This window comes from Halovivax cerinus, from assembly GCF_024498195.1.
GTDB classification, from domain to species: Archaea; Halobacteriota; Halobacteria; order Halobacteriales; family Natrialbaceae; genus Halovivax; species Halovivax cerinus.
In genome coordinates, this window is record NZ_CP101824.1 from 3,436,274 (window position 1) to 3,449,674 (window position 13,401).

The 13,401-nt window shown below is 64.7% G+C and carries 13 protein-coding genes; 10 read left to right on the plus strand and 3 right to left on the minus strand.

All coding sequences use genetic code 11. The annotated features are described in order from the left end of the window. The first annotated feature begins 37 nt into the window (after positions 1–37). Entirely contained in the window at positions 38–2,368 is a 2,331-nt protein-coding gene (gene ppsA, locus NO366_RS16280) for a phosphoenolpyruvate synthase (protein ID WP_256531836.1), read from the plus strand. Between the two features lie 50 nt (positions 2,369–2,418). On the opposite strand, the gene NO366_RS16285 is transcribed toward ppsA, so the two are convergent. Both NO366_RS16285 and NO366_RS16290 read right to left on the minus strand, forming a co-directional pair. Further along, a complete protein-coding gene (locus tag NO366_RS16285) occupies positions 2,419–2,760 on the minus strand; it encodes a type II toxin-antitoxin system PemK/MazF family toxin (RefSeq protein WP_256531837.1) in 342 nt (113 codons plus the stop codon). Next, positions 2,757–3,119, minus strand: coding sequence for a helix-turn-helix transcriptional regulator (locus tag NO366_RS16290; protein ID WP_256531838.1), 363 nt, complete (start codon positions 3,117–3,119; stop codon positions 2,757–2,759). Before NO366_RS16290 ends, NO366_RS16285 begins: the two co-directional genes overlap by 4 nt. Before the next feature lie 164 nt (positions 3,120–3,283). Here NO366_RS16290 and mfnA point away from each other — a divergent pair, with 164 nt between their 5' ends. The 9 genes from mfnA to NO366_RS16335 all read left to right on the plus strand — a co-directional run bounded on the left by mfnA (position 3,284) and on the right by NO366_RS16335 (position 12,629). Beyond that, on the plus strand, positions 3,284–4,378 hold the full coding sequence (mfnA, locus tag NO366_RS16295; protein ID WP_256531839.1) for a tyrosine decarboxylase MfnA: 1,095 nt from the start codon (positions 3,284–3,286) through the stop codon (positions 4,376–4,378). A gap of 330 nt (positions 4,379–4,708) precedes the next feature. Then, positions 4,709–6,823 carry a methionine--tRNA ligase gene (gene metG, locus NO366_RS16300; RefSeq protein ID WP_256531840.1) on the plus strand — a complete coding sequence of 705 codons (2,115 nt, stop codon included), beginning with the start codon at positions 4,709–4,711 and terminating at the stop codon, positions 6,821–6,823. Positions 6,824–6,908: 85 nt separating this feature from the next. Further along, on the plus strand, positions 6,909–7,235 hold the full coding sequence (locus NO366_RS16305; protein WP_256531841.1) for a hypothetical protein: 327 nt from the start codon (positions 6,909–6,911) through the stop codon (positions 7,233–7,235). Positions 7,236–7,449: 214 nt separating this feature from the next. After that, positions 7,450–9,201, plus strand: coding sequence for a pyruvate kinase (gene pyk / locus NO366_RS16310; RefSeq protein WP_256531842.1), 1,752 nt, complete (start codon positions 7,450–7,452; stop codon positions 9,199–9,201). Positions 9,202–9,243: 42 nt separating this feature from the next. After that, positions 9,244–9,528, plus strand: coding sequence for a DUF7312 domain-containing protein (locus NO366_RS16315; RefSeq protein ID WP_256531843.1), 285 nt, complete (start codon positions 9,244–9,246; stop codon positions 9,526–9,528). A 73-nt stretch (positions 9,529–9,601) separates the two neighbouring features. Beyond that, positions 9,602–10,207, plus strand: a complete 606-nt coding sequence (locus tag NO366_RS16320; RefSeq protein WP_256531844.1) for an NfeD family protein — start codon at positions 9,602–9,604, stop codon at positions 10,205–10,207. A 211-nt stretch (positions 10,208–10,418) separates the two neighbouring features. Further along, positions 10,419–11,525 (plus strand): SPFH domain-containing protein, encoded by a 1,107-nt coding sequence (locus tag NO366_RS16325; protein ID WP_256531845.1) that lies wholly within the window; start codon positions 10,419–10,421, stop codon positions 11,523–11,525. Positions 11,526–11,643: 118 nt separating this feature from the next. Then, positions 11,644–12,261, plus strand: a complete 618-nt coding sequence (locus tag NO366_RS16330; protein ID WP_256531846.1) for a winged helix-turn-helix transcriptional regulator — start codon at positions 11,644–11,646, stop codon at positions 12,259–12,261. 71 nt (positions 12,262–12,332) lie between these two features. After that, positions 12,333–12,629 carry a DUF5779 family protein gene (locus NO366_RS16335; protein ID WP_256531847.1) on the plus strand — a complete coding sequence of 99 codons (297 nt, stop codon included), beginning with the start codon at positions 12,333–12,335 and terminating at the stop codon, positions 12,627–12,629. 19 nt (positions 12,630–12,648) lie between these two features. On the opposite strand, the gene NO366_RS16340 is transcribed toward NO366_RS16335, so the two are convergent. Next, on the minus strand, positions 12,649–13,335 hold the full coding sequence (locus NO366_RS16340; protein ID WP_256531848.1) for a VOC family protein: 687 nt from the start codon (positions 13,333–13,335) through the stop codon (positions 12,649–12,651). Between the last annotated feature and the right edge of the window lie 66 nt (positions 13,336–13,401).

Genomic DNA, 13,401 nt, shown 5'->3' on the forward strand with positions numbered 1-13,401 from the left:
AGCTTCTTTATTCAGTCCGTCAAGCACACAGACACAGATGGCTGTACTCTGGCTGGACGAGATCGGCGCCGACGACCTGGAATCCGTCGGGGGCAAGGGCGCGTCCCTGGGGGAACTCACCGGGGCGGGGTTGCCGGTCCCGCCTGGCTTCGTCGTCACCGCCAAGACCTACCGCGAGTTCATCGAGAACGCCGGTATCGACGAGGAACTGTTCGAAGTGGTCGACGTGGACGTCGAGGACTCGGCCGCCCTCGCCGACGCCGCCGACCGAGCGCAAGCACTCATCGAAGACACGCCGTTCCCGGACGAGTTGCGAGCGGAGATCCTCGCCGCCTACCGTGAGGTCGGTACGTCCGACGAAGAGGCGTTCGTCGCCGTCCGTTCGTCGGCGACAGCGGAGGACCTCCCCGATGCGTCGTTCGCCGGCCAACAGGAGACCTTCCTGAACGTCACCGAATCCGAGTTGCTCGACCGGGTTCGGCGCTGCTGGGCTTCGCTGTTCACACAGCGAGCGATCTACTACCGCCAGGAGCAGGGGTTCGACCACTCGGCGGTCAACATCGCCGTCGTCGTCCAGCAGATGGTCGACGCCGAGAAGTCCGGTGTCATGTTCACCAGTCACCCGTCCACGGGCGATCCGACGATGATCGTCGAGGCCGCCTGGGGGCTCGGTGAAGCCGTCGTCTCGGGCGCGGTTTCGCCCGACAACTACGTCGTCGACCGAGAGAACGGCGCGATCGACGTGACGATCGCCGACAAGAAGGTCAAACACGAGAAGGACGCAGAAACCGGCGAGACAGTCGAGGTCGAGGTCGCTCCCGAAAAACGCGAAGAGCGAGTCCTCTCTGATGCGGACATCGACCGGCTCGTCCAGCTGGGCGAGCGCGTCGAAGACCACTACGAGACGCCGCAGGACGTCGAGTGGGCGATCGTCGACGGTGACGTCTACATGCTTCAGTCGCGTCCGATCACGACGATTTCGAACGCCGACGGGATCAGCGACGCGACCGATACCGCTAGTGCCAAGAGCGTCACGGACGGCAGCGGCGTCGAAGCAGCAGGCGTCGAGTCGGTCGATGGAACGGCCACCGAAGGCGAACTGCTCGTCGACGGCCTCGGATCGAGCCCCGGACGCGTCGCCGGTCCGGCGCGACTCGTCGAGAAGTTAGACGACCTCGACAAGGTTCGCCAGGGCGACGTCATCGTCACAGAGATGACCACGCCGGACATGGTCCCGGCGATGAAGCGGGCCACGGGGATCGTCACCGACGAGGGTGGGATGACGAGTCACGCGGCGATCGTCTCGCGCGAACTCGGGGTCCCGGCCATCGTCGGGACGACGAACGCGACGACCGTACTCGAGGACGGCCAGCAGATCACCCTGGACGGCGACAAGGGCCAGATTCTCGCCGGGAAGACGGTCGAAACGGACGAGGAGACCGAACCGGTCGAAGACGTCCGCCCGCAGTCGCCGGTCAAGCCGATGACCGCGACGGAAGTGAAGGTCAACGTCTCCATCCCTGAAGCGGCCGAACGCGCCGCCGCGACCGGCGCCGACGGCGTCGGTCTCCTTCGCACCGAGCACATGATCCTCTCGCTCAACCGGACGCCGGCGAAGTTCATCGCCGACGAGGGTGTCGACGCCTACGTCGAGGAGTTAGTCGACGGGATCCGCGGCGTCGCCGACGAGTTCTACCCGCGCCCCGTCCGGGTTCGTACCCTCGACGCCCCGACCGACGAGTTCCGCCAGCTCGAAGGTGGCGAGGAAGAACCGGACGAGCACAATCCGATGCTCGGGTACCGGGGCATCCGCCGTAGCCTCGACCGTCCGGACGTCTTCGCCCACGAACTCGAAGCGTTCCGACGGCTCTACGACCTCGGCTACGACAACGTCGAGATCATGCTGCCGCTGGTCAACGACGCCGAAGACGTCTACCGCTCGAAGCGGCTCATGGAGGAGGCCGGAATCGATACCGAAAAGCGCACCTGGGGCGTCATGATCGAGACGCCGGCATCCGCACTCGGCGTCGAGGAGATGGCCGACGCGGGCATCGACTTCGCCTCCTTCGGAACGAACGACCTCACCCAGTACACCCTCGCGGTCGACCGCAACAACGAACACGTCGCCGATCGCTTCGACGAGCTCCACCCGGCGGTCCTTCGACTGATCGGCGACGTCATCGAGCGCTGTCGCGAACACGACGTCGACACCTCCATCTGCGGGCAGGCCGGCTCGAAACCCGAGATGGTCCGCTTCCTCGTCAACGAGGGGGTCAGCTCGATCTCGGCGAACATCGACGCCGTCCGCGACGTCCAGCACGAAGTCAAGCGCGTCGAGCAGAAGTTGCTGCTCGATTCGGTTCGGTAAGAGAGAGCACTCGAATTTGGACTACTTCCGCGCTCGTTGGATTGGTGCTCTCAGTCCGACCGACCGGCGAGATACGACGTGAGCGTCGACGTGACCTGGTCGACGAGTGATGCTTCGAGCGTTCCCTGCCAGAACTCGATATCGGCCTCGTCGATGGTGTGGACGGTCCACGGAACGAGATTACTCGGTTCCGGCGTCCCACCGTTGATCCACGCGCGTTCAGGGATAGGAACGAGCCCGTCGTACCAATTTTTCGTCGTCAATGGCACGACGAGATACTGGTCTCCGTGAAACGGGTACTGTTCGTCGGTCAGGATACACCAGGGTCTCGAATACTGGTCACCTTTGAACGGGTCCGCACCGTACACGACGTCAGTTCGGTCCCGCGTCATTCGTCTTCATCAGTCGACGGTGTCCCGGCTGCATGTTCCTGCCAGGCCTCTCGGTCCTCGGTCCCGAATCGCTCGTTCAAACGCTCGGTGACGCGGCGGTATTGACCGAACGACGCGATGCGCTCCGGTTCTCCGATCGCCCAGTACGCCGCCTTGTGGCGAACGAGCCCTCGGTCTTCGAGGCGGCCGAGAACAGTCGCGATCGAGTTCGATGGGATACCAGTTTCGTCCGCAATTTCGGCAGCTTTGAACGCTTTGTCGTCGTTCGAGAGGAGAAACTGGAGGACTCTTTCCGGATTGCTCAGGTCCCCCAGTTCCGGTTCTGGAGTTTCTTCGAACGTATCGATATCGATGACCATGATGGCACTACGGGAGCGACTGTGGTAAGCGTTTCCGACGTAACCTATGTAATCGATGTGTTCAACTATCAATGACGCCAACGGTTGTGCGTTCGTCCGCTGAAGGCAGTCATCCCCTGCCCGAGAACACAACAGATAAAGTCGGCACGCTCCTGTTCTGATGCATGCAGGCCGAGCCGGAGGGGTTCGACCGGGTCCTCTCGTCGATGTGTACGGAACCGCACCCGGTCGCCCGGGAGGCCGCCGAACGGTTTCTCGCGACGAATCCCGGCGACCCAGGGACCTACCCGACCGTCGCCGAGCTCGAGGATCGTGCAATCACGATGCTCGGTGACATCGCGGGCCTGGACGACCCTTCGGGGTACGTCGCCAGCGGCGGGACCGAGGCGAACATTCAGGCGGTTCGGATCGCCCGCGAGCGCGCGAGAACGGATGGTATCGAGTCACCGACCGTCGTCGTGCCCGAATCGGGTCACTTCAGTTTTCGGAAAGCCGCTGACCTCCTCGACGTCGAACTGATTCTCGCCCCGACCGACGAAACCCACCGCGTGGAACTCGACGCAGTACGCGAACGCGTCGACGATGCGACGGCGCTCGTCGTCGGCGTCGCCGGCAGCACCGAGTACGGTCGCGTCGACCCGCTGGGGGAACTCGGCGAGATCGCCCACGAGGCCGGCGCACTCTTACACGTCGACGCCGCCTGGGGCGGGTTCGTCCTCCCCTTTACTGACCACGAGTGGACCTTCGCCCAGGCGCCTGTCGACACGATGACGATCGATCCGCACAAGATGGGACAGGCGGCGATTCCCGCTGGCGGGCTGCTCGTCCGGGACGAGGCGCTCCTCGACGAACTCGCCGTCGACACCCCGTACCTGGAGACGACCTCGCAGGCGACGCTGACCGGCACCCGCTCGGGCGCCGGCGTCGCGAGCGCGGTCGCCGCGATGGACGAGCTGTGGCCCGGCGGCTACGCCGCCCAGTACGATCGATCACAGGCCAACGCCGACTGGCTCGCGACGCGGCTCGCCGACCTCGGCTACGACGTCGTCGATCCGACACTACCGCTGGTCGCTGCGGACGTGCCGACACCGACCTTCGAGGCGCTCCGGGACGAGGGCTGGCGAATCTCGCGTACCGGGACGGGCGAACTCCGCGTCGTCTGCATGCCCCACGTGAGCCGATCGATGCTCGAATCGTTCGTCGAGGACCTGGCAGCCGTCAGCGGGCGAACGCCAACGGCGGTACCAACGGACGATTGAGCCCCGGTGGTTCCCGGAGGCGAGTACCCGCGACTCGTCGGGAGTACCCCCGCGACCCGTCACTATACCGGAACGTCCTTCAGAAGCGTTTAATACGGCCTCGGCGAACGATTCTGTGATCGATGGCTGCAGGACGTCGGTGGTGTCGACCCATGCGTTCGCGCCGATAGCCAGCGGGCGGACCGTCACGGGGCCGGTCATACGGCGCGCGACCGCGACGCGGAAACCCGATTTCTGGATCTGGATTGCGGCCGGAGTAGCGTGTATCGCTCTCGACCGAAACCGGCGGGTTTTACGCCCGTCACGCAAACAGACAGCCAAGACCAACACATGAGTCACGAAGACTTCCCGACGGACCGACAGGCGGTGGTGACCTGCGGGCTCCCGTACGCGAACGGAGACTTACACATCGGCCACCTCCGTGGCTACATCGGCGCGGATGCGTTCACGCGCGCGCTCGAAACGCTCGGCCAGAAGACGGCGTACGTTTCGGGGTCGGACATGCACGGCACGCCCGTCGCCGTCAACGCCGAGCAGGAGGGCGTCGACCCCGAGGACTTCGCCCTGGAGTGGCACGAACAGTACGAGGAGACGTTCCCGAAGTTCGACGTCGACTTCGACAACTACGGGCACACCCACGACGAGACGAACACCGAACTGACCCAGGATATCGTCCGGACGCTGGACGAAGAGGGGTACATCTACGAGAAGGAGATCCAGGTGGCGTACGATCCACAAGCCGACCAGCACCTGCCGGACCGGTACGTCGAGGGGACCTGTCCCTACTGCGGCGCGAAGGCCCGCGGCGACGAGTGCGACGAGGGGTGCCAGCGCCACCTCGAACCCGGCGAGGTCGAAGATCCGAAGAGTACGATCACCGGTAATCCGGCCGAGTACCGCGAACGGAGCCACAAGTTCTTCGCCGTCTCGGAGTTCGCCGACTACCTCACCGAATTCCTAGACGGCCTCGAAGGCACCTCGAACGCGCGCAATCAGCCTCGTCAGTGGATCGAAGACGGCCTGCAGGACTGGTGTATCACGCGCGACATGGACTGGGGGATCGAGTATCCAACCGGCGACGACAGCGAGACCGACCTCGTCCTCTACGTCTGGGTCGACGCGCCGATCGAGTACATCGCGAGCACGAAGCAGTACACCGAGCGGGTCGGCGCCGACGAGTACGACTGGGAACAGGTCTGGACGGGAGACGGCGAGATCGTCCACGTGATCGGCCGGGACATCATCCAGCACCACACGATCTTCTGGCCAGCGATGCTCGAAGGGGCGGGGTACACCGCTCCCAGGGCCGTGGCCGCGACCGGGTTCATCACCATCAACGGCAAGGGCCTCTCGACGAGTCGAAACCGCGCCATCTGGGCCAAAGAGTACCTCGACGAGGGCTTTCACCCCGACCTGCTGCGCTACTACCTGACGACGACCGGCGGCCTCCAGCAGGACGTCGACTTCTCCTGGGACGCCTTCCAGGAGAAGGTCAACGGCGAACTCGTCGGCACCGTCGGCAACTTCTGGTACCGGAGCCTGCTGTTCGCCCAGCGCAATTACGACGGGACGCCCGATACGGACGTCTCCGGAGAGGTCGAAGCGCGCATCGAGGACGCCATCGACGAGTTCCGTGAGGCGGTCAACGAGTACTCGCTGCGCGGCGTCGGTCAGGCCGCGGCGCGCCTCGCCCAGTTCGGTAACGAGTACATCCAGCGTAACGAGCCGTGGAAGCTCACCGACGACGATCCCGATCGGGCTGCACAGGTCATCCGGGACTGTGTGCAACTCGCGAAAGCTGTCGGCGTCCTCCTGTACCCGATCGCGCCCGGGAAGGCCCGGGCACTCTGGAACCAACTGGGCGAGAACGGCGACGTCGCCGATGCACACGTCGAGGATGCGCTCGATGCACCGCCGCAAACCTTCGACGAACCTGGCGAGCTCTTCGAGAAGATCGAGGACGACCGGGTCCAGGAACTGAACGAAGCGCTCGAAACGCGGATCGAGGAAGCGGCAAGCGACGACGAAGCGACGACCGAGGGGAGCGACGAAACCGAAAGCGACGACACTGCAGGCGAACAATCCACGAGCATGACCGACACAGACGACCTCGAACCGTTGACGGAGGATCGCATCAGCTTCGAAGACTTCCAGGAACTCGACATCCGCGTCGGGCAGATCGAGTCGGCCGAGGGCATCGACGGCGCCGACGATCTCGCCCGGCTCGACGTCAACATCGGCTTCGAGACGCGACAGGTCGTCGCCGGTATCAAACGGCTGCACGACCTGGACGAGCTCCCTGGGACGCGATGCGTTCTGCTCGCAAACATGGAACCGGCCGAGTTGTTCGGCGTCGAGTCGAACGGCATGATCCTCGCCGCCGGAGAAGAGGCCGACCTGCTCACCACCCACGACGACGCCGAACTCGGCGAGAAGATCCGATAGTCAGCCGCTTCCGTTTTCCCGATGTTCCGGTATGATAGGGGACGATAACGAAACGAATTTTTAACATCTACAGAACGTATCAGTGATGGCTGGCTGGTACCTCGATCGGCGAATTCGAACCTGCGTGGTCGTCGTCCTCATCGTCTCGGTCACGTTTTTCTACCTGCCGACGATATTCTTCGTCGACGTCACGCACTCGGCCGCCGGGTTCCTGGCCGGCCGGCTCGGCGGGACGACACTGAAGGGCGTAATTTCGGGATTCGTCGGCGGATTGCTCGTGGCAGCCGGCTGGCTCGCCCTGACCACAATCACGGGCGACCTGTCGGGGGCGACGCTGCTTTCGATCGCCCTCATTCCGTTCTATACGACCCTCTTCGGGACGATCGGGGGCGCGACCGGAAAAGTCGTGTGAGGATCCAGCGGGTCGACCGGTTCGTTCGTTCGAGAGAGAGAGAGAGAGAGAGAGAGAGAGAGAGAGAGAAATCCGGCACGTAATCGAACCGTTCGAGACTTGCAGGCTGGAACCGGACGACGGGTCCGACGACGCGAGGAGTGGAAGATGACACACGACACATGGGGCGGATGGCGAACGGACCTTTTTCCTGCGGTCGCGCGTAGGCATCGATATGAGAAACGCCAAGATCGTCTGCACGCTCGGCCCGGCCTCGAGCGACCGCGAGACGATCCATCGGCTGGCCGACGCGGGTATGTCCGTCGCGCGGCTGAACGCGAGCCACGGCGACACCGAGGACAGAGCCGCCTTCATCGAGCGACTCAGAGCGGTCGACGAGGAACGCGACCGCCCGATCGCCGTCATGCTCGACCTGCAGGGGCCGGAGGTGCGCACCGCTCCGCTCGAGCGTGACGGACCCGTACCGCTCGAGACCGGGCGGACGGTGCGGCTCGAAGCGGGGCCGAGCGTGTCGCCGGAGACGATCGGCCTCTCTGAGTCGCTCGTCGGAGTTACCGCCGGCGATCGAATCCTGCTCGACGACGGGCTGATCGAACTCGAAGTCACCGAAGCCGATGGGGAGACGGTCGTCGCTCGCGTCGAGAGCGGAGGCGACCTCGGCAGTCGAAAGGGGGTGAACGTGCCCGGGGTCGACCTCGGCCTCGAGACGGTCACGGCGGACGACCGCGCGGAACTCGAACTGGCCGCCGAGTACGACGTCGACTACGTCGCGGCGAGTTTCGTTCGCGATGCGGACGACGTCTACGCAGTCAACGAAGTACTCGAAGCGCTCGGCGCAGACGTTCCCCTCGTCTCGAAGATCGAGCGCGCGGACGCCGTGGATAACCTGGACGAGTTGATCGACGCGTCGTCGGGCATCATGGTCGCCCGCGGCGATCTCGGCGTCGAACTGCCGATGGAGGACGTCCCGATGATCCAGAAGCGGATCATCCGACGTGGACACGAAGGCGGCGTCCCGGTCATCACGGCGACCGAGATGCTCGACTCGATGGTTCACTCACGCCGGCCGACGCGTGCAGAGGCCTCGGACGTCGCGAACGCGGTGCTCGACGGGACGGACGCCGTCATGCTCTCGGCGGAGACGGCCGTCGGCGACCACCCCGTGCGCGTCGTCGAGACGATGGACCGGATCGTCCGTGAGGTCGAGCGATCGGGAGAGTACGCGAACGTCCTCGAGAACCGTGTCCCGAAGTCGGGACCGTCTCGTACCGACGCCCTCGCCAGGGCGTCGCGCTACCTCGCGCGTGACGTCGGCGCCGACGCGATCGTCGCCGCGACCGAGTCGGGCTACACCGCCCGGAAGGCGGCGAAGTACCGGCCGTCCATCCCGATCGTCGCCTCGACCCCTCACGACGACGTTCGCCGGGAGCTCGCGCTCTCCTGGGGTGTCACACCCGTCTGGGCGCCCGTCGGCGACCAGGGGGCCGACGCAGTCATCGAACGAGCGGTTCAGTCGGCGATCGATGCCGGCGTCGCATCGAGCGGTGATACGGTCGTCGTTCTCTGCGGCATGATGACCGATCTGGAGGGGGCGAACACGACTAACATGCTGAAGGTCCACGTGGCCGCAGACACCATCGAGACCGGCCGGGTCGTCGTCGAGGGGCGAGCGACGGGACCCATCGCGCACGCACCGGGAGGTGACCTGACGGACGTGCCGAACGGAGCGATCCTCGCGGTCGACGACGTCGCCGAATTCCACGGCGACGTCTCGAAGGTGGCCGGTATCGTCGACGGACGACCGGGAATGACGGGCTACACCGCACTGGTCGCGCGTGAACTCGGTATCCCCATGCTCAGCGACGCCGACTGCACCGACCTCGAAGCCGGTCGAACGGTGACCATCGACGGCGGGCGCGGCGTCGTCTACGACGGCAACATCGCGACGGACACCACAGGGCGGTGAACCGCCCGCGGTTTTTTGACGACGAAACCCGTACGCCGTCCCATGACCGGCTCCCGGGACTCGACGAACCGGAGTGACCGCGCACGTGACGACCGTCGATCGGACGACGCGTCCGGCATGGAATCGGACGACGCGTCCCGCTGGACGTACGACGGACACGATGGCGGCGAATCCGACGACTCGACCGAGACGGAGGGCGTCGTCCCAGAACCGCTCTCGACCCCTATTCCGTCGGGCGTCATCGACGAAGAGAACGCCGCGTTCGTCGTACTCGGTGCGCTGACGACCGTCGCCGTCTTCGTTCGAATGGCAGGCGTCGCCGTCTGACCGGCGGGTGAACCGAACGCGTCGTTCGATCACTCGGTAAACAGTTAATTACGGTGACGCCCTAGCCTCCGGTATGCTCCAGACGCTGGCGTCGAACGCCGCGCTCGTTCTGCTCGCCACGGGTCTCGTCCTCATGGTCCTAGAGGCTATCTCGCCGGGCGCGTACATCATCGTCATCGGCGTCGCCCTCGCGGGAGCCGGTCTGATCGGGACGCTCGCCGGCGGACTCGGACTCTTTGCGCTGGCGGCGCTGACTCTGGTGATCGGCGTCGCCGCGACCTGGGTGTACCACGAGTTCGATTTCTACGGCGGGAAGGGTCGCGCCCAGACGACCAGTTCGAGTAGCCTCACCGGGGCGAGCGGATACGTCACGAAACCGGTGACCGAACGCGGCGGCGAAGTGAAACTCGAACGTGGCGGGTTCGCGCCGTACTACAGCGCCAGAACGAGTCGTGGCCGAATCGAAGAGGGGACGGAGGTGATCGTGATGGATCCGGGCGGCGGGAACGTCCTCACCGTCGAACCGATCGAATCGGTCGAGCAAGACGAGATCGACAGAGCGCTCGCGCGCGATGCGGATGCGTCCGGAGATCCAGCCCGACCGGAGGATAGCCGCGACGACGACGCCAGCGACCGAACCGTCCTCGACGAAGACGCCGAGACGGAGCGATCCGGGTAGGATCGATCCGGCACGCACACCGTCGACGGGCCCGTCCGATCGACAGCCCTGGTATCGGCGAGCCGACTTGTTCGAGACCGGTCGCTCGGATATACGCCCAGCCGTCCGGAGAGCGACGAATATCCGAACTCGACGCAGGACAGGCCATATCGAGGATCATTCACATTCACGAACGACAACACTTTTGAGCCGTCCGATGGTAGGGAACCATATGGCAACAGTATCAGCGCTGATCATCGGCGCACTCCTCCTGGTGGTCGTTGTCGCAGCGCTCCTGAGTGCGATCGAGATCGTCAACGCGTACGAGAAACGGGCGTTGACCGTCTTCGGGGAGTACCGAAAACTCCTGGAGCCGGGGATCAACATCGTCCCGCCGTTCGTCTCGAAGACGTACACCTTCGACATGCGAACCCAGACGCTAGACGTCCCCCGTCAGGAGGCGATCACCCGGGACAACTCGCCCGTGACCGCCGACGCCGTCGTCTACATCAAGGTGATGGACGCCAAGAAGGCCTTCCTCGAGGTGGACAACTACAAGAAGGCAGTCTCGAACCTCGCCCAGACGACGCTGCGGGCCGTCCTCGGTGACATGGAACTCGACGACACGCTGAACAAGCGCCAGCAGATTAACGCACACATCCGCGAGGAACTCGACGAGCCCACCGACGAGTGGGGGATCCGCGTCGAGAGCGTCGAGGTCCGCGAAGTCAATCCCTCGAAGGACGTCCAGCAGGCCATGGAGCAACAGACCTCCGCGGAGCGCAAACGCCGCGCCATGATCCTCGAAGCCCAGGGTGAACGACGCAGCGCCGTCGAGAAGGCCGAAGGTGACAAACAGAGCGACATCATCCGCGCTCAGGGGGAAAAACAGAGTCAGATCCTGGAAGCGCAGGGTGACTCGATTTCGACGGTCCTTCGGGCCAAATCTGCCGAATCCATGGGCGAACGCGCGGTCATCGACAAGGGGATGGAGACGCTCTCGGAGATCGGTCAGGGCGAATCCACGACGTTCGTCCTCCCGCAGGAGCTATCCTCGCTCGTCGGTCGCTACGGCAAGCACCTAAGCGGGAGCGACGTCTCCGAGGGGGAGGAATCCCTGGAGAGTCTCGAGTTCGACGAGGAGACCCGCGAACTGATCGGCCTCGACGACATCGCGGAGATCATCGGCGAGATCGACGAGGAAGCGGACATGGACGTCGAAGCCATGGAACAGGAGGCCCAGGCCATCAAGCAGGGGAAGGACCCGGCCAACATCGCCGACCCGGACGAAGTCATCGAGGAGATGGATCAGGAGTTCGGCGCCGATTCGAGCGAGTGAGTCGGTCGACCACCCGCTCCGGTCGAACGCGTCGGTCACCGCGACAATTTCTCTTCGCGACGTGAGAATCGAACGAAACGTGTTTTACCGTGGAGTCCGAGTGGACGGTAGAACGCGCATGGCTGGTGACGAACGCGTCGACGAAGACAAACGCGCCACACTCCGCCGATTCGCCACCGTCGGCACGAGCGCGTCGCTCGTCGGATCCACGGGCACCGCAGCCGCCTCGACCGGGGAGAGCGAACCCCGCGACGCCATCACCGGCTACCTCGCCACGACGCCGGGTGCACACTTCTCGAAGATTCGAGACGACCTCAAACTGGGGACGGGCGAGACCCAGCACCACCTCAGGACGCTCACGACAGCCGGCACCGTCGAAGGGTTCCGCGACGGCGACTACCGCCGCTACGTACAAGCGAACCGGTTCGACGACTTCGAGAAGCACGCCCTCGGCTACCTCCGTCGCGACACGCCACGAGGGATGATCATCGAGTTGCTCAAATCGCCCAACGCGGGAGCGAGCGAGCTCGCCGAGACGCTCGACGTCTCGGCGCCGACGGTGAGTAAGTACGCAGGCGAACTCGAATCACAGGGGCTTCTCTCTCGCGAGGACGGCTACGCGTTGCTCCGACCCGAATCGATCTTGCTCTTACTCGTCAGCCACGCCGATTCGTTCGGGTCGGACGCAATTTCGCTCGCCAAAGAGGCGGATCGATTCGTCGTCTACGACGGCTGATCACCCGCCACAGGGTCGCAATCGGTCACCCGTGGGGAACGCTTTTGGCACCTCCCGCCAACCTCGGTGACATGAGCGACTTCGATCTCGATCTGCGAGCGATGGAAGAACACATCGCAGACGACGAAGACGATCCCGAAGGGACCGATATCGTCCTCGACGTCCTCGACGGATCGACCCCGCCGGCCGAACGTATCGAGACCGTGGCGGAGGGATGCGTCCTCCTGCTCGACGTCGACGGTGACGTCAACGAACTGGCCGCCGGCTTCGCCCGCGAGGTGGCAGATATGGGTGGGAACCTCGTTCACTTCCGGGGGTTTCTCGTCGTGACCCCACCGGGCACCACTGTCGACAACAGCCGGTTGTGAGCGATCGAATCCGTCTCGATCAGGCCGATCGTCGCAGTGTCAGGTGATGGCCGTCGGGGTCGACGATCACGCATCCGTCGTCCGTTTCCGCCGTCGAACACGAACGAGCAGCCACGGCTTCCGCGAGGGCCGCCGGCTCGTCAGCGGTGAACCCGAGCGCTACGTGGACCCCACCGCGGGCGTCGGCGATCCCGAGGTGAGGCTCCCACAGTTCGAGCGCGACGGGTCCGTCCATTCTGACCCGGCGACGTCCGGTGCCCCTGTCGACCGTCTCGAACCCGAGATCGGCGTACAGCGATTCCGATCGCGCCAGCGACGACACCTCGAGTGCGACCTCGAAGATTCCGTCGATGCCGGGTCCCGAAACGTCTCGCTGGCCGAGTTCCACGCAATTTCCGTCCGGATCGTAGCAGTACAGCGATTTCGCGTCACCGAACCGCTCCTCCGCTACGTCGAGCGACGCCGCGAGTCGATCCCACCACTCGTCGTACTCCGAGGCGGGAATCGAACAGGCGAAGTGCGTGTGAATCCCGCCACGCGGAATCCCGGTCGGTCGGCGCAGGACCAGTGCCGACGGACCCGTCGCGAACCGAAGCACGTTGGAACGGCGATCCACGACCGACAGGTCCAGCAGCTCCTCGTAGAACGCGGCGGCCTGGTCGAGATACTTCACTTCGAGGGCCAGCCAGTCGAAGTCGGTAGGCATACGGTGGGTTCGACCACCTGAAAGGTATGGCTAGGGGTCGCCCGCTCGACCGAGCGCAGACACGGT

What these genes read in the sequence shown, in the direction of transcription:
- NO366_RS16285 (WP_256531837.1), bottom strand. Translation starts at nt 2,760, where the DNA reads ATGACGCGGGACCGAACTGACGTCGTGTACGGTGCGGACCCGTTCAAA.
- NO366_RS16315 (WP_256531843.1), top strand. Translation starts at nt 9,244, where the DNA reads ATGACCGGCTCCCGGGACTCGACGAACCGGAGTGACCGCGCACGTGAC.
- NO366_RS16320 (WP_256531844.1), top strand. Translation starts at nt 9,602, where the DNA reads ATGCTCCAGACGCTGGCGTCGAACGCCGCGCTCGTTCTGCTCGCCACG.
- NO366_RS16335 (WP_256531847.1), top strand. Translation starts at nt 12,333, where the DNA reads ATGAGCGACTTCGATCTCGATCTGCGAGCGATGGAAGAACACATCGCA.
- pyk (WP_256531842.1), top strand. Translation starts at nt 7,450, where the DNA reads ATGAGAAACGCCAAGATCGTCTGCACGCTCGGCCCGGCCTCGAGCGAC.
- NO366_RS16305 (WP_256531841.1), top strand. Translation starts at nt 6,909, where the DNA reads ATGGCTGGCTGGTACCTCGATCGGCGAATTCGAACCTGCGTGGTCGTC.
- ppsA (WP_256531836.1), top strand. Translation starts at nt 38, where the DNA reads ATGGCTGTACTCTGGCTGGACGAGATCGGCGCCGACGACCTGGAATCC.
- NO366_RS16325 (WP_256531845.1), top strand. Translation starts at nt 10,419, where the DNA reads ATGGCAACAGTATCAGCGCTGATCATCGGCGCACTCCTCCTGGTGGTC.
- NO366_RS16330 (WP_256531846.1), top strand. Translation starts at nt 11,644, where the DNA reads ATGGCTGGTGACGAACGCGTCGACGAAGACAAACGCGCCACACTCCGC.
- metG (WP_256531840.1), top strand. Translation starts at nt 4,709, where the DNA reads ATGAGTCACGAAGACTTCCCGACGGACCGACAGGCGGTGGTGACCTGC.
- NO366_RS16290 (WP_256531838.1), bottom strand. Translation starts at nt 3,119, where the DNA reads ATGGTCATCGATATCGATACGTTCGAAGAAACTCCAGAACCGGAACTG.
- NO366_RS16340 (WP_256531848.1), bottom strand. Translation starts at nt 13,335, where the DNA reads ATGCCTACCGACTTCGACTGGCTGGCCCTCGAAGTGAAGTATCTCGAC.
- mfnA (WP_256531839.1), top strand. Translation starts at nt 3,284, where the DNA reads ATGCAGGCCGAGCCGGAGGGGTTCGACCGGGTCCTCTCGTCGATGTGT.